This window comes from Aliagarivorans marinus DSM 23064, from assembly GCF_000429485.1.
In the GTDB taxonomy this organism is placed as follows: Bacteria; Pseudomonadota; Gammaproteobacteria; order Enterobacterales; family Celerinatantimonadaceae; genus Aliagarivorans; species Aliagarivorans marinus.
The window spans coordinates 51,405-72,654 of the sequence record NZ_KE386907.1 but is presented as its reverse complement, the minus strand read 5'-3'; the positions used below and the strand labels follow the sequence as shown (position 1 = coordinate 72,654).

Sequence of the window (21,250 nt, the reverse complement as noted above, 5' to 3'; positions counted from 1 at the left end):
GTAGATTTGTGTTTATTAACAAGGATTGAGGAACAGTCATGGCTGACAACGAGAACACCAACAACCCGTTGAATGATGCAAAAGAAAACATCTCTACAAATGATGCTTCTACTGACTCAAAGTCCGCGCAGGAACGCCAAAATCAGCAAAGTACAACAGCTAACACTGTAGCGACCGGTGCCGAGACCCTTCAAGACGATATTGCCGCCCAGTCAGCAAGCGGTGAAGAGGGTGGTTCTTCAGGTGTTCAAGAAGAGTCGGATAGCCAGAGGGGGGCTCCGGTAGCTGATGCCTCAGGAAGTGGCAGTGACCCGGGAAGTGCGGCGCAGTCTCAAGTGATGCCTGGTGGCGCGTCTCAGGCAGAGGAGGGGGCTGACACCGGCGCGGGTGGCTCCGGTGCTGGAGCCCCGCAATCGGTTGGGGGGGAAGCTGCTGAAGCTCAATCTGGAGAAAGTGAGGGTGCAACTCAAGCAGCAGCCGCCTCGAGCGGTGGTGCTGCGGCGGGCCAAGCACCAGCTGCTGAAACGGAACACCAAGACTTTGATAGCGAGACTGTTTCAGAAACTTTTGAAGTTAATGTAGAAGACACTGGCGAAGGTGGCACTGAGTCAGTTCAAGATGACTTTGACACTGAAACCGTATCGGAAACCTTCGAAGTACAAGTCGAAGATACTAACGATGGCCCCGTTGCTGAAGATCTCGCTTACACCATTAACGAAGATGGAACTCTCACTTTTACTGACGAGCAGCTTCTTGCTGGAGCCAGTGATATAGATGGTGACCAGCTTATCATTGAAGGTGTTAACTATTCTGGTCCAGACGGGGTACTAACTGTTAACGGTGATGGCACCTATACATTTGCACCAAACGAAAACTTTACTGGTGAAGTTGATCTGAGCTTTACGGTTAGCGATGGAACTGAGAGTGTTCAAGCCAATATTGATATTACGGTAACTCCGGAAAACGATGCGCCAGTATCTGGCGACTTGGCCTACAGCGTTGATGAAGATGGCGCGATTACCCTGAGCCAAGAGCAGCTGCTAAGCCAGGCTTCAGATGTTGAAGGTGACGCGCTTACCGCGTCTAACCTAAGCGCTGGCGATAACGCCACTGCGGTCGAAAATGATGATGGCTCATTCACCATCACCCCGGATGCCGACTTTAACGGTGATATCGACCTAAGCTTCGATATCTCAGATGGCACCGATACCATCGTAGCCAGTGCCGACCTGACCGTTAACCCAGTCAACGACCTGCCAAGTGCCGAGGATAAGGCCTACACCATCGAAGAGGATGGCAGCCTGACCTTTACTGATGAGCAGCTACTGGCCGGAGCGAGTGATATCGATGGGGATGATCTGTCTGTTGCCGATGTGTCCTACTCAGGCGCAGATGGCGTATTCACCGATAACGGTGATGGCTCTTACACCTTTAGCCCGAATGAGAACTTCAGTGGTGAAGTACAGCTAAGCTTCTCGGTCTCTGATGGAACAGATACCGTCGATGCGTCCATCGACGTGACTGTCACCGAGGTGAACGATCCACCGGTGGCCGGCTCAACCAGCTATCAAGTAGACGAAGACAACGTACTGACCTTTAGCGAAGAACAGCTGCTTGCCAACTCCAGTGATGTAGAAGGGGACGTAGCGGTACAAGACGTTAGCTACTCCGGCACCGACGGTATCCTTACCGACAACGGTGACGGCAGCTACAGCTTTGCGCCGAATGAGAACTTCAACGGTGATGTCTCATTGGGTGTGACTGTCGTTGATGAAGACGGAGCGTCTGCCGAAACCACTGCCGGTATTGAAGTCATAGCAGTCAATGACGCGCCAGTATCGGGCGACTTAGCCTATAGCGTCGATGAAGACGGCGCGATTACTCTTAGCCAAGAACAGCTCCTGTCGCAAGCCAGTGATGTGGAGGGCGACGCGCTTACCGCGAGCAATCTCAGCGCTGGCGATAACGCCACTGTTACAGAAAACGATGATGGTTCATTTACCATCACTCCGGATGCTGACTTTAATGGCGACATCGACCTAAGCTTCGATATCTCAGACGGCACCGATACCATCGTAGCCAGTGCAGACCTGACGGTTAACCCAGTTAACGACCTGCCAAGTGCCGAGGATAAGGCCTACACCATTGAAGAAGATGGCAGCCTGACCTTTACCGATGAGCAGTTGCTAGCCGGGGCCAGTGATATTGACGGGGATGATCTGTCTGTTGCCGATGTGTCCTACTCAGGCGCCGACGGTGTGTTCACTGATAACGGCGATGGCTCTTATACCTTCTCACCAAATGAGAACTTCAGCGGTGAGGTGGAGCTGAGCTTCAGTGTCAGTGATGGTACCGACACCGTTGATGCGAGCATCGATGTCACTGTCACCGAGGTCAACGATCCACCGGTAGCAGGCTCAACCAGCTATCAAGTGGATGAAGATAATGTTCTGACCTTTAGCTCAGAGCAACTGCTTGCCAATAGCTCGGATGTAGAAGGTGATGTAGCAGTCCAAGATGTATCGTACTCCGGCACCGACGGTATCCTTGCCGACAACGGTGACGGCAGCTACAGCTTTGCGCCGAATGAGAACTTCAACGGCGATGTCTCACTGGATGTGACTGTCGTTGATGAAGACGGAGCGACTGCTGAAACTACAGCGGGCATCGAAGTTATCGCGGTGAACGATGCGCCAGTGTCTGGCGACCTCGCGTACTCCGTAGACGAAGATGGCGCAATTACCCTGAGCCAAGAGCAGTTGCTGTCTCAAGCTAGCGATGTTGAAGGGGATGAGCTAAGCGCAAGCAACCTCAGTGCGGGTGATAACGCCACCGTGGTGGATAACGGCGATGGTAGCTTTACCATCACGCCTGATGCCGACTTTAACGGCGATATCGACCTGAGCTTTGATATCTCAGATGGCACCGACAGCATCGTGGCCAGTGCCGACTTAACCGTTAACCCCGTTAACGACCTGCCAAGTGCCGAGGATAAGGCTTATACCATTGAAGAGGATGGCAGCCTGACCTTTACCGATGAGCAGCTACTGGCCGGAGCCAATGATATCGATGGAGATGATCTGTCTATTGCCGATGTGTCTTACTCAGGCGCAGATGGCGTATTCACCGATAACGGTGATGGCTCTTATACCTTCTCGCCTAATGAGAACTTCAGCGGTGGGGTGGAGCTGAGCTTCTCTGTCTCCGATGGTACCGACAACGTTGATGCGAGTATCGATGTCACCGTCACCGAGGTCAACGATCCACCGGTAGCCGGTTCAACCAGCTATCAAGTCGATGAAGACAACGTACTGACCTTTAGCGAAGAGCAGCTTCTGGCCAACTCCAGCGATGTAGAAGGGGATGTGGCGGTCCAAGACGTTAGCTACTCTGGCACCGACGGTATCCTTACCGATAACGGTGACGGTAGTTACAGCTTTGCGCCGAACGAGAACTTTAATGGCGATGTCTCTCTGGATGTCACTGTCGTTGATGAAGATGGTGCCACTGCGGAAACCAACGCCGGTATTGAAGTCATTGCGGTTAATGACGCGCCAGTATCGGGCGATTTGGCCTACAGCGTGGATGAAGACGGCGCAATTACCCTGAGCCAGGAGCAGTTGTTATCTCAAGCGTCAGATGTTGAAGGCGATGAGTTAAGCGCAAGCAATCTCAGCGCCGGTGATAACGCAACCGTGGTGGATAACGGCGATGGTAGCTTCACCATCACCCCTGATGCCGACTTCAATGGCGATATTGACCTGAGCTTTGATGTCTCCGATGGCACCGACAGCATCGTAGCCACTGCCTACCTGACGGTTAACCCCGTCAACGATCTGCCAAGCGCGGAAGATAAGGCCTACACCATTGAAGAAGATGGCAGCCTGACCTTTACCGATGAGCAGCTATTGGCAGGGGCGAGTGATATTGACGGGGATGAACTGTCTGTTGCAGACGTATCCTACAGCGGCGCAGACGGTGTATTCACCGATAACGGTGATGGCTCTTACACCTTTAGCCCAAATGAGAACTTCAGCGGCGAGGTAGAGCTGAGCTTCAGTGTCAGTGATGGCACCGATACAGTCGACGCGTCCATCGACGTGACAGTCACTGAGGTGAACGATCCACCGGTAGCCGGCAGCACCAGCTATCAAGTCAATGAAGATAACTCCATCACCATCAGTGACGAGCAGTTGCTAGCGAATAGTTCCGATATCGAAGGGGATGTAGCAGTCCAAGATGTGTCTTACTCAGGCACTGACGGGGTATTTGCGGATAATGGCGACGGCTCCTATACCTTCACCTCGAATGAGAACTTCTCAGGTGATATCAGCATAGATGTGACCATTGTTGATGAAGCTGGCGCTACCGCAGATACCACGGCGGGTATCGAGGTTATCGAAGTGAATGACCCGCCGATTGCGGGGCCAACCTCATACACCATCGATGAAGACAGCGTTCTGACCTTTAGTGAGTCTCAGGTACTGGGTAATGCCTCGGATATTGAAGGGGATGTTGAGCTGGTAGGTATCAGCTATGACGGCCCTGATGGTGTGTTCTCAGTCAATGGCGATGGCACTTGTAGTTTTGCGCCGAACGAGAACTTTAATGGCGAAGTGCAACTGAATGTGACCATCCAGGATGAGGATGGAGCCACGGTCGACACCGTGATTAACGTTGAGGTACTGCCAATTAATGATGCGCCCGTGTCAGGTGATTTGGCCTACAGCGTGGATGAAGACGGTGCGATTACCCTGAGCCAAGAACAGCTCCTGTCTCAAGCATCAGATGTAGAGGGCGATGCGCTTACCGCGTCTAACCTCAGTGCGGGCGATAACGCCACTGTGGTTGAGAACGATGATGGTTCATTCACCATCACCGCGGATGCCGACTTTAACGGAGATATCGACTTGAGCTTCGATATCTCAGACGGCACCGATACCATCGTAGCCAGCGCAGACCTGACCGTTAACCCCGTTAACGACCTGCCAAGTGCCGAGGATAAGGCTTATACCATTGAAGAGGATGGCAGCCTGACCTTTACTGATGAGCAGCTATTGGCCGGAGCGAGTGATATCGATGGGGATGATCTGTCTGTTGCCGATGTGTCCTACTCAGGCGCAGATGGCGTGTTCACCGATAATGGTGACGGTAGCTATACCTTCTCACCAAATGAGAACTTCAGCGGCGAGGTAGAACTGAGCTTCAGTGTCAGTGATGGTACCGACACCGTTGATGCGAGCATCGATGTCTCCGTCACCGAGGTCAACGATCCACCGGTAGCGGGCAGCACCAGCTATCAAGTGGACGAAGATAACGTACTGACCTTCAGTGAAGAGCAGCTTCTGGCCAACTCCAGCGATGTAGAAGGTGATGTGGCGGTCCAAGGCGTTAGCTACTCCGGCACCGACGGTATCTTCACCGACAATGGTGATGGCAGCTACAGCTTTGCGCCGAACGAGAACTTTAACGGCGATGTGTCGCTGGATGTGACCGTGGTTGATGAAGATGGTGCCACTGCAGAGACCACTGCAGGTATTGAAGTCATTGCAGTCAATGACGCACCAGTGTCAGGTGATCTGGCCTACAGCGTGGATGAAGACGGCGCGATTACGCTAAGTCAGGCGCAGCTGCTAAGCCAGGCTTCAGATGTGGAAGGTGATGCACTAACTGCGCCTAACCTAAGCGCTGGCGATAACGCCACCGTTGTTGAGCACGATGATGGTTCATTCACCATCACCCCGGATGCTGACTTTAACGGTGATATCGACCTAAGTTTCGATATCTCAGATGGCACGGATACCATCGTGGCGTCAGCTGACTTGACAGTTAACCCCGTCAACGACCTGCCAGGTGCAGAAGATAAGCTTTACTACGTCGAAGAAGATGGCAGTCTGACCTTTACCGATGAGCAGCTACTGGCCGGGGCCAGTGATATCGACGGGGATGACCTGTCTGTTGCTGATGTGTCTTACTCAGGCGCAGATGGTGTGTTCACCGATAACGGTGACGGTAGTTACACCTTCTCACCTAACGAGAACTTCAGTGGAGAGGTAGAGCTTAGTTTCTCAGTTTCCGATGGTACCGATACCGTTGGTGCAAATATTGATATCGTTGTAACCGAAAGTGAAGTTAACAACCCACCAGTAGCGGGGGCGACTTCCTACAGTGTTGATGAAGACAATGTGCTTACATTTAGCGACGCACAATTGCTAGCTAATAGCTCTGATATTGAGGGCGATGTAGCAGTCCAAGATGTGTCGTACTCCGGCACCGACGGTATCCTTACCGACAATGGTGACGGCAGCTACAGCTTTGCCCCGAATGAGAACTTCAACGGCGATGTGTCACTGGATGTCGTAGTCGTTGATGAAGACGGCGCCACAGCAGAGACTACCGCCGGTATTGAAGTGATTGCAGTCAATGATGCACCAGTGTCGGACGACTTAGCCTATAGCGTCGATGAAGATGGCGCGATTACGCTAAGTCAGGAGCAGCTGCTAAGCCAGGCGTCTGATGTTGAAGGCGATGCACTAACTGCGTCTAACCTAAGCGCCGGTGATAACGCCACCGTGGTTGAGAACGATGACGGTAGCTTCACCATCACCCCAGATGCTGACTTTAATGGCGATATCGACCTAAGCTTCGACATCTCAGATGGCACCGACAGCATCGTGGCCAACGCTGACCTGACCGTTAACCCCGTCAACGACCTGCCCAGCGCGGAAGATAAGGCCTACACCATCGAAGAAGATGGCAGCCTGACCTTTACCGATGAGCAGCTGCTAGCGGGTGCTTCGGATATTGACGGGGATGATCTGTCTGTTGCCGATGTATCCTACAGCGGCGCCGACGGTGTATTCACCGATAACGGTGATGGCTCTTATACCTTCTCACCAAATGAGAACTTCAGTGGCGAAGTGGAACTGAGCTTCTCAGTCTCTGATGGTACCGATACAGTGGATGCATCCCTCGATGTGACCGTAACGGAAGTAAACGATCCACCGGTTGCGGGGTCAACCAGCTATCAAGTGGATGAAGATAACGTACTAACCTTCTCAGAAGCGCAGCTGTTGGCGAACTCCAGCGATGTAGAGGGGGACGTAGCCGTCCAAGACGTCAGCTACTCTGGCACCGACGGTATCCTTACCGACAACGGTGATGGCAGTTACAGCTTTGCACCAAACGAGAACTTCAATGGTGATGTTAGCCTGGATGTGACCGTCGTAGATGAAGGTGGCGCGACTGCTGAAACCACAGCGGGCATTGAAGTTATCGCAGTGAACGATCCCCCAGTGGCGGGCTCTACTGCCTACACCATGGATGAAGATGGCGCTATTACCCTGACAGAAGAGCAGCTGCTAGCCAACAGCAGTGATGTTGAAGGTGATGTTAGTGTCAGCGAGGTAAGCTACAGCGGTGATGATGGCACCTTTAGCGATAATGGTGACGGTACCTTCTCCTTTGCGCCTAGCGAAAACTGGAGTGGTGAAGTTAGCCTCGACGTGACTGTTGTCGATGAGGATGGCGCCAGTTCCCAAACTACCGCGGGCATTACTGTTATTGCCGTGAATGATGCTCCTGATGTTTCCGGTGTTGAAGCGGTGGTGGACGAAGATCACTCTATCACGCTGACTCAAGAGCAGTTACTTGCTAATGCATCGGACATAGAAGGTGATCAGCTAACAGCAACCAACCTTCAAACCAATGACCCTAATGCCACAATTGTAGAGAATGATGATGGCAGCTATACCATTACCCATACTGAGAACTTCAACGGCGATATCGACTTCACCTTTGATGTAAGTGATGGCGTAGACGTGGTAGCAACCACTTTAGATCTCACTGTTAATCCGGTGAATGACGCGCCGGATGCAGGGGATGAGATCTTTATCCAAGCGGAAGAAGATCAGACCGTTGGGGTATCGTTGCGTGAAGAGCCTGTGATCCGCCTTGACCAAGCCCCGGAGTTTGGCATCGTCGAGGCGAACATCGACGATGAGTGGGTTCAGCTCGAGGTCGGCAGAGAGGTTCCCGCCGATACTGAAGTGCGCTTTGTACCTGATGAAGACGCGGTGTCGCAAGCGACCCACGACAGCCAAATTGGTACCTTCGATGACAATGCGACCTTAGACGACTGGGGAACTGCCGTTGATGACCACACCCGCCAGTTTGTTGATGGAGACCTGACGGTTACCACCCAAAGCTCCGACGGCCCATTAGGCGCTTGGAATGGTAAGACCCATATTGGCCGCGGAATTGGCGACGATGACCGTAATGGCTTGAGTAATGATGAGCAACTGGTTGTTACGGTTGAAGGTAAAGACATCAATGAAATCAGCTTCGAGCTAGATGGTCTAGGTGGTTGGTTCCTTGAAGATTCACCTCGATTTACCGAGGTGGAAATCCGTGCCTTCAACGCTGACGGTGAGCTCATTGACTCAGAGACTTACCATAAAGATGATAAAAACTCGTATGAGCATACCTACACCCTAACCACCGATGAGCCAGTATCACACTTTGAGCTGGGTACCATCCAAGGTAGCGGAACCTATGTAGTTCAAAACATGACGGTCTCGCAAACGCAGGCTGACGAGGTGGTATTCACAACCATTGGTGTTGATGGTACCGAGGTCACCGAAACCATAGACCTCAACCTGCATAACAGTGATGCCGATGTGGCTCTCGATCTTACCGCCGATTTACCGAGCCTTGAGGTTAGCGGTGAAGGCGCAGAAAGCTTCGCGTCGATAGTTATTACCGAAGAGCAACTGCTTGCCCAAGCATCGGATATCGATAGCGACGTGCTGGATATCCAAAACCTTGAGCTGGTAGGGGATGATGCTACCTTAACCGATAACGGTGATGGTACTTGGACGGTAACCCCTGATCCAGACTTCCATGGTGAAGTAGAACTTACCTACGAAGTCACCGACGGGGAGTTGGTGGACAGCAATACCATCAACATCAACTTTGAGTCGGTTAATGATGAGCCGATTGTATCTGGCCCCGTTATCCTTAGTACTGAGGAGGATAACTCGATCACCTTTACCGATGAAGATCTGCTAGCGAATGCTTCAGATATCGAAGGGGATGATCTCAGTATCAGCAATATCAGCTATAACGGCGATAATGGTGAGCTGACAGATAATGGTGATGGCAGTTACACCTTTGTTCCTAACGAGAACTTCAATGGTGAAGTCGATCTCGACTACCAGGTATTCGACGGTACTGATGCGGTCGACGCTCATGTCGATCTGACGGTTATCCCGGTCAATGATGTGCCTGAGCCTGGAGCACCGCTATCGGCACAAATGCTAGAAAACGGCAGCATGCAGATCAGTGTTGAGCAACTGCTTGCCAATGCTAGCGACGTTGATGGCGATATCCTGCATATCGAAAATTTGTTGCTGGCCGATCAAACCCAAGGCACTTTGCAGGACAACGGTGATAACACCTTCACCTTTACGCCAGCAGAAGACTTCAGCGGAGAGGTGCAGCTTACCTTCGATGTGAGCGACGGAATCGCTAGTGCGCCTAACACCATGAATATCGACGTAGAAGAGGTGAATTTTGCGCCAGATGTGAGTGGGCCGTTAGATGCCAGCGTTGATGAAGATGGAAGTATCACCCTTACTCAGGAAGACTTATTGGCCAATGCCTCTGACATCGATGGCGATGCATTAGCCGCAACCAACCTAAGCACTAATGATCCAAACGCCACAATCGTTGAAAATGGCGATGGTAGCTTCACTATCACTCCAAGCGAGAACTTCTTTGGTGAGGTCGAGTTTAGCTATGACGTAACCGATGGCATTGAGACAGTTGCTACTGGCTTAGACCTCACGGTTAATCCAGTCAATGACTTGCCTGATGTACCTGATTTGGTGTTCAACACCATGGAGGATGAATCACTTACTGTTACTACCGAGCAGCTACTCGCACAAGCCAGTGACATAGAAGGCGATGAACTTAGCGTGCTGAACTTGAGCACTGAAGAGCCTAATGCCTCTGTCGTCGATAACGGTGATGGTTCTTATACCATCACGCCTAGCCCTGAGTTTGATGGACAGGTTAACTTTACTTTCGATGTCAGTGACGGCACCGATGTCGTACAGGCAAACCTTGAACTGAATGTCGAGTTTGTTAACGATGCGCCCGAAGCCGAAGCGGTGGCTGCGCAGGTAGATGAAGACAATACCATCTTGGTTACTCAGGAAATGCTGTTGGAGAATGCCTCTGATGTCGATGGTGACATTCTCTACGCTGATAATCTGCAAACTAACGACCCGAATGCCACCGTCGTTGACAATGGCGACGGCACATACAGTGTGACCCCGAGTGAAGATTTTTACGGGGACATTCAGTTCACCTACGATGTGAGCGATGGTGAAATTGCCACACCAACAGAGCTTAACCTGACGGTTAACCCTGTGAATGATGCACCTGAAGTTGCACCCGTTAGCTTCGAGATGCAAGAAGACGGGTCACTACTGATTAGTGATGAAGTACTGCTAGCGAATGCAACGGATATCGAAGGTGACGCGCTTTCAGTTGACGGCGTAAGTTACAGCGGTGACCAAGGCGAGCTGGTTGATAACGGAGATGGTACATATAGCTTTAACCCAGCCGAACACTTTAGCGGCGACGTACAGCTAGAGTTCAGCGTCAGCGATGGTACAGACTCGGTGACCCAGTCCATCGATGTGGCTATTGGGGCGGTTGCCGATGCGCCAGATCTGAGCGTAACCGATGCCGATGGCCAAGATCTCTCAGGTCAAACCATTGAAGCCGAACAGGGCGAAACGGTAGAACTCAATATTGCCGCAGAGCTGGTCGACCAAGACTTATCAGAAACGCTCAGCGTAGAAGTAAATGGCGTGCCCGAGGGTACGGTGATTCGCTACGACAATGAGTCGGTACTCAACGACCAAGATAGCGGTATTACTAGTTACAACGATACCGAAATTACCGTGACATTTGAGGGCGAAACCGCTGGATTCAAGAATGCCGCGGGTTACTACAAGGTTGACGATGAGGGCAATATCACCGATGTGGAAATCGTCTACGAGAATGCCTCTCAGGTCGGTGGCGGCGGAGACTTAGTTCCCGGAGAAACCTCGTTTAGCTTCAATATTGAAGAAGGCGAAAGTTTCAACCTGTTCGTTGTACCTAATGGTTTTAATCGCAATAACTTCGATGAAATGCAAGATGGTCATTTTGAGTTCCGTATGGAAGATGGCTCATCGGCAACCATGGACAGTGTTGACCCGCAGTTGGTATTTGTGGGCGACGATGGCGAAGTCACCGTGGTTCAAAGCCAGTTTGGAGATGCAATTTTCCACGGTGGAACCAGTGAAAACCTAAACCAAGATGGTATAGAGCACACGCGTACCGGCCTAAATGAAGACGGCGAGTTGGTTTACGGCATCGAAGATCTTTATGGCGGTGGCGACAGAGACTTCTCAGACTTCAATTTCACCATTGACGTGGGTGAGTTGAACAGCCAAATCTTCAGTGGTGAAGTAACCGCGGGTGCTGAAGGCTCGGTGGTACTGCCAACCATTGCACTCGATCAAACCTTAGAGCTCGACTTCCCAGAGGGCTTCTCCGGTGGTGTTGATCTGGTTGTTGAAGCAACTGCAACCGAATTGTCTAACGACGATGAGGCGAGTGTTTCGCAGACTATACATATTGATGTTCAGGATTACGATCCAACGGCGGAGTCGGTTTCAGCTACCGTAGAGGAAGATCGCAGCATCACCGTCACCCAAGAAGACCTGCTAGCGAATGCCTCGGATGTTGATGGCGATGACCTGACCGCGTTGAATCTATCCACAAACGATGAGAATGCCACTGTCGTTGCTAACGATGATGGCAGCTTTACTATCACGCCAAGCGAGGACTTCCACGGCGACATTCAGTTTAGTTACGACGTTAGCGACGGTGATGACATTGTTGCGACTGAGCTGAACCTAACCGTTACCCCCGTTAATGATGCGCCAGAGGCCGAGGATAAGGCTTATACCATCGAAGAAGATGGCAGCCTGACCTTTACCGATGAGCAGTTACTGGCCGGTGCCAGTGATATCGACGGGGATGATCTGTCTGTTGCCGACGTATCCTACTCAGGCGCAGATGGCGTATTCACCGATAACGGTGACGGTAGCTACACCTTCTCACCAAACGAGAACTTCAGCGGCGAAGTAGAGCTGAGCTTCTCGGTCTCTGATGGCACCGACACAGTCGACGCGTCCATCGACGTGACTGTCACCGAGGTGAACGATCCACCGGTAGCCGGTTCAACCAGCTATCAAGTGGATGAAGACAACGTACTGACCTTCTCAGAAGAACAGCTGTTAGCCAATAGTTCGGATGTCGAAGGCGATGTCGCCGTTCAGGAAGTTAGCTATTCCGGCACCGACGGTATCCTCACCGATAACGGTGATGGCAGCTATAGCTTCGCACCTAACGAGAACTTCAACGGCGATGTGTCACTGGAAGTGACCGTGGTTGATGAAGACGGTGCAACTGCAGAGACCACCGCCGGTATCGAAGTCATCGCAGTCAATGATGCACCGGTTTCGGGTGATTTGGCCTACAGCGTAGATGAAGACGGTGCGATTACGCTGAGCCAAGAACAGCTCCTGTCACAAGCCAGTGACGTGGAAGGTGATGCACTTACAGCCTCTAACCTGAGAGCCGGTGACAATGCCACCGTCACTGAAAACGATGATGGTAGCTTCACCATCACCCCAGATGCTGATTTCAATGGCGATATCGACCTAAGCTTCGATATCTCAGACGGTACCGACAGCATCGTAGCCAGCGCAGACCTAACGGTTAACCCGGTTAACGACCTACCAAGCGCAGAGGATAAGGCTTACATCATCGAAGAAGACGGCAGCCTGACCTTTACTGATGAGCAGTTACTGGCGGGTGCTTCCGATATCGACGGTGATGATCTGTCTGTTGCCGATGTGTCCTACAGTGGTGCAGACGGTGTATTCGCTGACAATGGCGATGGTAGCTACACCTTTAGCCCGAACGAAAACTTCAGTGGTGAGATCGAGCTAAGTTTCTCAGTCTCTGATGGTACAGATACTGTTGATGCCTCCATCGATGTGACTGTGACCGAGGTTAACGATCCACCGGTAGCGGGCAGCACCAGCTATCAAGTGGATGAAGATAACGTTCTGGTCTTCTCCGAAGAGCAGCTTCTGGCGAACTCCAGCGATGTCGAAGGGGATGTAGCCGTCCAGGATGTCAGCTACTCCGGCACTGACGGTATCCTCACCGATAACGGTGACGGTAGCTACAGCTTTGCACCGAATGAGAACTTCAACGGCGATGTGTCACTGGAAGTGACCGTGGTTGATGAAGACGGTGCAACTGCAGAGACCACCGCCGGTATCGAAGTCATCGCAGTCAATGATGCACCAGTTTCGGGTGATTTGGCCTACAGCGTCGATGAAGACGGTGCGATTACCCTGAGCCAAGAACAGCTTCTGTCACAAGCCAGTGACGTGGAAGGTGATGCACTTACAGCGAGCAACTTAAGCGCCGGCGATAACGCCAGCGTTACTGAAAATGATGACGGTAGCTTCACCATCACTCCGGATGCCGATTTCAATGGCGATATCGACCTGAGCTTCGATATCAGTGATGGCACAGATACCGTTGTTGCTAGTGCCGACCTAACCGTTAACCCGGTTAACGACCTGCCAAGCGCTGATGACAAGGCTTACACTGTTGAAGAAGATGGCAGCCTGACCTTTACCGATGAGCAGTTACTGGCCGGTGCTTCCGATATCGACGGGGATGAGCTGTCTGTTGCGGACGTGTCCTACAGTGGTGCAGACGGTGTATTCACCGATAACGGTGATGGCTCTTATACCTTTAGCCCGAATGAGAACTTCAGTGGTGAGGTAGAGCTTAGTTTCTCAGTCTCTGATGGCACAGACACAGTAGATGCCTCCATCGATATGACCGTGACTGAGGTTAATGATCCACCGGTAGCCGGTTCAACCAGCTATCAAGTCAATGAAGATAACTCCATCACCATCAGTGACGAGCAGCTGCTAGCGAACAGTTCCGATATCGAAGGGGATGTAGCAGTCCATGATGTGTCTTACTCAGGCACTGAAGGGGTATTCGCCGATAATGGCGATGGTTCCTATACCTTCACCCCGAATGAAAACTTCTCAGGTGATATCAGCCTGGATGTAACCATTGTTGATGAAGCTGGCGCTACCGCTGATACCACAGCGGGTATCGAGGTCATTGAAGTGAATGACCCACCGATTGCGGGGCCAACCTCATACACCATCGATGAAGACAGCGTTCTGACCTTTAGTGAGTCTCAGGTGCTGGGTAATGCCTCGGATATTGAAGGTGACGTAGAGCTGGTAGGTATCAGCTATGACGGCCCCGATGGGGTGTTCTCAGTCAATGGCGATGGTACTTGTAGTTTTGCGCCGAACGAAAACTTTAATGGCGAAGTGCAACTGAATGTGACCATCCAGGATGAGGATGGTGCCACGGTTGATACGGTGATTAACGTTGATGTACTGCCAATTAATGATGCGCCGGTCTCAGGCGACTTGGCTTACAGTGTCTCTGAAGATGGCGCGATTACGCTAAGTCAGGAGCAGTTGCTAAGCCAGGCATCAGATGTCGAGGGCGATGCACTTACAGCTTCTAACCTAAGCGCGGGTGATAATACCACCGTCACTGAAAATGATGATGGTAGCTTCACTATTACCCCAGACGCCGACTTTAACGGCGATATCGACCTGAGCTTCGATATCTCAGATGGCACGGACAGCATCGTCGCCACCGCAGACCTAACTGTTAATCCGGTGAACGACCTGCCAAGCGCAGAGGATAAGGCCTACACCGTTGAAGAAGATGGCAGCCTGACCTTTACCGATGAGCAGTTACTGGCCGGTGCTTCTGATATCGACGGGGATGATCTGTCGGTAGCCGACGTGTCTTATAGCGGCGCCGATGGCGTATTCACCGATAACGGTGACGGTTCATATACCTTTAGTCCAAACGAAAACTTCAGTGGTGAGGTAGAGCTGAGCTTCTCAGTAAGTGACGGCACCGACACAGTAGATGCGTCCATCGATGTGACCGTGACTGAGGTTAACGATCCACCGGTGGCGGGTTCAACCAGCTACCAAGTGGATGAAGACAACGTTCTGACCTTCTCAGAAGAGCAGCTGCTGGCGAACTCCAGCGATGTCGAAGGGGATGTCGCCGTCCAAGACGTCAGCTACTCAGGCACCGACGGTATCCTTACCGACAATGGTGATGGCAGCTACAGCTTTGCACCGAACGAGAACTTCAACGGCGATGTTAGCCTTGATGTGACCGTAGTTGATGAAGACGGTGCAACAGCTGAAACCACTGCAGGTATTGAAGTCATTGCAGTCAATGATGCGCCAGTATCGGGTGATTTGGCCTACAGCGTTGATGAAGATGGTGCGATTACCCTGAGCCAAGAACAGCTCCTGTCACAAGCCAGTGACGTAGAAGGCGATGCACTTACAGCCTCTAACCTGAGCGCCGGTGATAACGCTAGCGTTACAGAGAATGACGATGGCTCATTCACCATCACCCCAGATGCTGACTTCAATGGTGATATCGACTTAAGTTTCGATATCTCAGACGGCACTGACAGCATCGTAGCCAGCGCCGACCTAACCGTTAACCCGGTTAACGACCTGCCAAGCGCTGAAGATAAGGCTTACACCATTGAAGAAGATGGCAGCCTGACCTTTACCGATGAGCAGTTGCTTGCCGGTGCCTCCGATATCGACGGGGATGATCTGTCTGTTGCAGACGTGTCCTACTCAGGCGCGGATGGCGTATTCACCGATAACGGCGATGGCTCTTACACCTTTAGTCCGAATGAGAACTTCAGCGGTGATGTCGAGCTGAGCTTCTCAGTCTCCGATGGCACTGATACTGTTGATGCCTCCATCGATGTGACCGTGACTGAAGTAAACGATCCACCGGTGGCGGGTTCAACCAGCTATCAGGTCAATGAAGATAACTCCATCACCATCAGTGATGAGCAGTTGTTGGCGAATAGCTCCGATATAGAAGGGGATGTAGCGGTAGAAGATGTGTCTTACTCGGGCACAGACGGCGTATTCGCGGATAATGGCGATGGCTCCTACACCTTTACCCCGAACGAAAACTTCTCAGGCGATATCAGCCTGGATGTGACTATTGTTGATGAAGATGGCGCTACTGCAGATACCACAGCGGGTATAGAAGTCATTGAAGTCAATGACCCACCGATTGCGGGACCCACCTCCTACAGTATTGATGAAGACAGCGTCCTGACCTTTAGTGAGTCTCAGGTACTGGGTAATGCCTCAGATATCGAAGGGGATGTTGAGCTGGTAGGTATCAGCTACGACGGCCCTGATGGTGTGTTCTCAGTCAATGGCGATGGCACGTGTAGCTTCGCACCGAACGAAAACTTTAACGGAGAAGTTCAACTGAATGTGACCATCCAGGATGAGGATGGTGCCACGGTTGATACTGTGATTAACGTTGATGTACTGCCAATTAATGACGCGCCGGTCTCAGGTGATTTGGCCTATAGCGTTGATGAAGACGGTGCGATTACCCTCAGCCAAGAACAGCTTCTGTCTCAAGCCAGTGATGTGGAGGGCGACGCGCTTACCGCGAGCAATCTCAGCGCTGGCGATAACGCCACTGTTACAGAAAACGATGATGGTTCATTTACCATCACTCCGGATGCTGACTTTCATGGCGACATCGACCTAAGCTTCGATATCTCAGACGGCACCGATACCATCGTAGCCAGTGCAGACCTGACGGTTAACCCCGTCAACGACCTGCCAAGTGCCGAGGATAAGGCCTACACCATTGAAGAAGATGGCAGCCTGACCTTTACCGATGAGCAGTTACTGGCCGGTGCGTCGGATATCGACGGGGATGATCTGTCTGTTGCGGACGTGTCCTACAGCGGCGCAGACGGTGTCTTCACCGATAACGGTGATGGCTCTTATACCTTTAGCCCGAACGAGAACTTCAGTGGCGACGTGGAGCTGAGCTTCTCAGTAAGTGATGGCACCGACACAGTAGATGCGTCCATTGATGTCATCGTGACTGAGGTTAACGATCCACCGGTAGCCGGTTCAACCAGCTACCAAGTGGATGAAGACAACGTTCTGACCTTCTCAGAAGAGCAGCTGCTGGCGAATTCCAGCGATGTCGAAGGCGATGTAGTTGTCCAAGATGTCAGCTACTCCGGCACTGACGGTATCCTCACCGACAATGGTGATGGCAGCTACAGCTTTGCACCGAACGAGAACTTCAACGGCGATGTGTCACTGGATGTCGTAGTTGTTGATGAAGATGGTGCCACAGCAGAGACTACCGCCGGTATCGAGGTTATCGCAGCCAATGACGCGCCAGTATCAGGTGATTTGGCCTACAGTGTGGATGAAGATGGCGCGATTACTCTTAGCCAAGAGCAGCTCCTGTCACAAGCCTCAGATATAGAGGGCGATGCGCTTACCGCGTCTAATCTCAGTGCGGGTGATAACGCCACTGTGGTCGAAAACGACGATGGCTCATTTACCATCACTCCAGATGCCGACTTCAATGGCGATATCGACCTGAGTTTCGATATTAGTGATGGCACTGACACTGTCGTAGCCAGTGCCGACCTGACCGTTAACCCAGTCAACGACCTGCCAAGTGCCGAGGATAAGGCCTACACCATCGAAGAAGATGGCAGTCTGACCTTTACCGATGAGCAGCTGCTAGCGGGTGCTTCGGATATTGACGGTGATGATCTGTCTGTTGCCGACGTGTCTTATAGCGGCGCAGACGGTGTATTCACCGATAACGGTGATGGCTCTTATACCTTCTCACCAAACGAGAACTTCAGCGGTGAGGTGGAGCTGAGCTTCTCAGTCTCTGATGGCACCGACACCGTCGACGCGTCCATCGATGTGACTGTCACCGAGGTCAACGATCCACCGGTAGCCGGTTCGACCAGCTATCAAGTGGATGAAGACAACGTACTGACCTTTAGCGAGGAGCAGCTGTTAGCTAACTCCAGCGATGTGGAAGGTGATGTTGCAGTACAGGATGTGAGCTACTCAGGTGCAGACGGTATCCTCACTGATAACGGAGACGGCACTTACAGCTTTGCACCGAATGAGAACTTCAATGGCGATGTTAGCTTAGCGGTGACTGTTGTAGACGAAGATGGAGCAACAGCGAATACCAACGCAGCCATTGAAGTGATAGCGGTCAACGATCCGCCGGTAGCTGGTACTACTGCCTACACCATGCAGGAAGATGGCGTTATTACCTTAAGTGAAGAGCAGCTACTCGCTAACAGCAGTGACATCGAAGGAGAAGTTAGCCTTCAGGATGTTAGTTACAGCGGCGATGACGGCTTCTTAACTGATAATGGCGATGGAACGTTTAGTTTCGCTCCAAATCCGGACTGGAATGGTGATATTTCACTCGATGTCACGGTTATCGATGAAGAGGGGGCGATTGCCAATACTAACGCTAACATAACAGTCGAGGCAGTAAACGATGCGCCTGTAGCGCGGCCGGTTAGCGCAACCGTTGCAGAAGATGGAAGTATCACGCTTACTCAAGACGACTTGCTGGCCAACGCCACAGATGTCGAGGGCGATGATCTTACCGCACTTAATTTGCAAACCAGCGATCCGAATGCCGAAGTAGTGCGAAACGAAGACGGTAGTTTCACCATTACTCCTAGTGAGAACTTTAATGGCGATATCGCTTTCACCTACGATGTTAGCGATGGTGAAAATGTTGTTGCTACAGAGCTGGATCTGGAAGTTACACCTGTTAACGACTTACCAACAGCGCCGACCATCAGTATGGAGGGCGAAGAAGATCAGCTACTGGTCATCGACCCAGCCTTTATAGTGGGTCAATCAGAAGACTTGGATGGCGATGACTTAAGCCTAACCAACCTGTCGATCCGTCAGCCTGCGAATGCCACCGTGACTATGCAGCCAGATGGCATGTATCATTTGGTCGCGCCACAAGATTTTAACGGCATGATCGAGTTGGCCTATCAGCTTACTGATGGAACAGAGACTGTAGATGGCTCCCTGAACGTAGACGTTATACCCGTCAATGACGCACCGTTTACCGATGGTAATGCTCATATGACCACGTCGGAAGATGGTGCGTTTACCTTCAACGCTGAAGACATGCTGGACTTGTTCGGTGATATCGACACCGAAAATCTCATTGTTTCGCGCGTGATTACAACAGAAGGTGAGGACGGGGGAGATCTCACCGATAACGGTGATGGAACCTGGACTTTCACTCCAACTGACGATTTTGCCGGTACTTCTGGGCTGCAAGTTGTTGTGTCAGATGGTGAAGAAGAAACGACTCTCGACATCCCCGTTTATGTGCGACCGGTTGCCGATGGTGCCGTTATTACCACCGACCATGAGGGGCCACTGGTATTCTCTGAAGATACAACTGGCCACTTGGGCTTGAATGTTGACCTGTTGGACGATTCAGAAGTTCTGAGCAACCTGGTCATGACCGGTTTCCCTGTCGGCTTCGTGGTGAGTGATGGCGTCAACACCATCGAAATTACTTACGAAGGACAGTACATAGATATCGATGATTGGAATATAGATGATCTACAACTAACCCCTCCTGAGGACTTTAGCGGTAACTTCTTTATCACCGTAACTGCGACCACCGTTGATTATGGTGATGAAGGCTCCAGCGCTCTCACTGAGCCAAGCGAAGCTTATGCAGATGTCACTGTGGAGCAGGGCGAAACCATGCTTTTGACCACTGAGGCGCTGTTAGAAATGGCTGAGCATACTGAAGCACAACCGGGTGATGAGGTACAGTTTGTCCACCTGATTGACGACTCGCAGGGTAGCCTGATTGATAACGGCGATGGAACGTGGAGCTTCACTCCAGCTGATGACTTCACCGGCACGCTCGATTTTGCCTATGTTATCAATCGTGATGGAGAGCTAATTGATGAACAAGCGGCTATTGGCGTGGTTCCTCCGGGAGAAGGCGGTGACAATCAAGCGCCACAGGTAGAAGGTATTGCCTCATCCCGAATAGCTGAGGGTGAGACGCTGAGTTTCACCGAAGAGCAGGTGCTTTCCACAGTAACTGACCTTGATGGAGATCACCTAAGTCTGGAATCGATCCAGTTGATATCTGGCCAAGGCACGCTGGAGCAAGACAACGAGGGCGTATACAGCTATACCCCAGCAGAAGGCTTCACCGGTGAGGCGCAGGTTGGCTTTGTCGCTACCGACGGCCAAGAATCGGTGCGCAGCCACTTTAACATCAACGTAGATGAGTTGTCTGAACCGCTTACTCCGGATGAAGATGGTGCAGTTAACTTTACCCAAGACCAACTACTTGATGAGATGAACATCGAGGGGGATGTTAGCTCATTGGAGGTTGACTATCTCGGGGATGAAGGCGCGTTGATCGAAGATGGTGAACAGGCATGGAGCTTCTGGCCGGATGAAGGCTTTAGTGGTGATTTGCCGCTAGAAGTGAGTGTTGATGGGGCACAGCCAGCAACCGTGAATCTTAGTGTTGATATGCCTGAAGCTGAAGCAGCACCAGAGTCTTCCGCAAGCCCAGAGGCGGCGTCCGACGATAACGCCGAAGCAGGTGGGGGAGAGGTTGATGCGTCTGACGAGGAAAGCTTCGATATGGAGGTTGCTCCAGGCGGTGACTTTAACCTAAGCATTCCTGGTGATGTAGGGGGAGCAGATGGTGTTGAGTCTGTTGAAATCACCGGTTTTCCTGAAGGTACTCAAGTATCTGGTGCCATTGAGACCGATGGTGGCTACATGGTCAGTGGTGACTTGTCACAACCTGTATCTGTGAACCTTGCTGATGATTACGAGGGTGAGCTAACCGTCGAGTTTGCGGGCTTGGATAGCAATGATGATCCAGTGGAAGGGGCCAACTTTAGCATCAATATTGATGTGTCTGAAGACCATGAGATGTCGTCACAACAGGGGGCGGGTTCTGGCAACGACCCATTTGCTGAAGGTGAAGGTGCCAGTGGTGGCGATTGGACCTCTGCTGAGCAGTCAGATGAGGGAGTCGATGTGATGGATGACTCGTCCAGCTTTGACCAAGGTGGTGGTGCAGGAGGATCGCAAGATACTCACCACTACGACGAAAACGTATAGGAGGC

The 21,250-nt window shown here is 51.7% G+C and carries 1 protein-coding gene; it reads left to right on the top strand.

Annotation, left to right across the window (positions count from 1 at the left end; genetic code table 11):
• The first annotated feature begins 38 nt into the window (after window positions 1-38).
• The gene (locus G461_RS24370) at window positions 39-21,245 is read left to right on the top strand and encodes a tandem-95 repeat protein (RefSeq protein WP_051333590.1); all 21,207 of its coding nucleotides are present in this window, start codon (window positions 39-41) and stop codon (window positions 21,243-21,245) included.
• The last annotated feature ends 5 nt before the right edge of the window (window positions 21,246-21,250 follow it).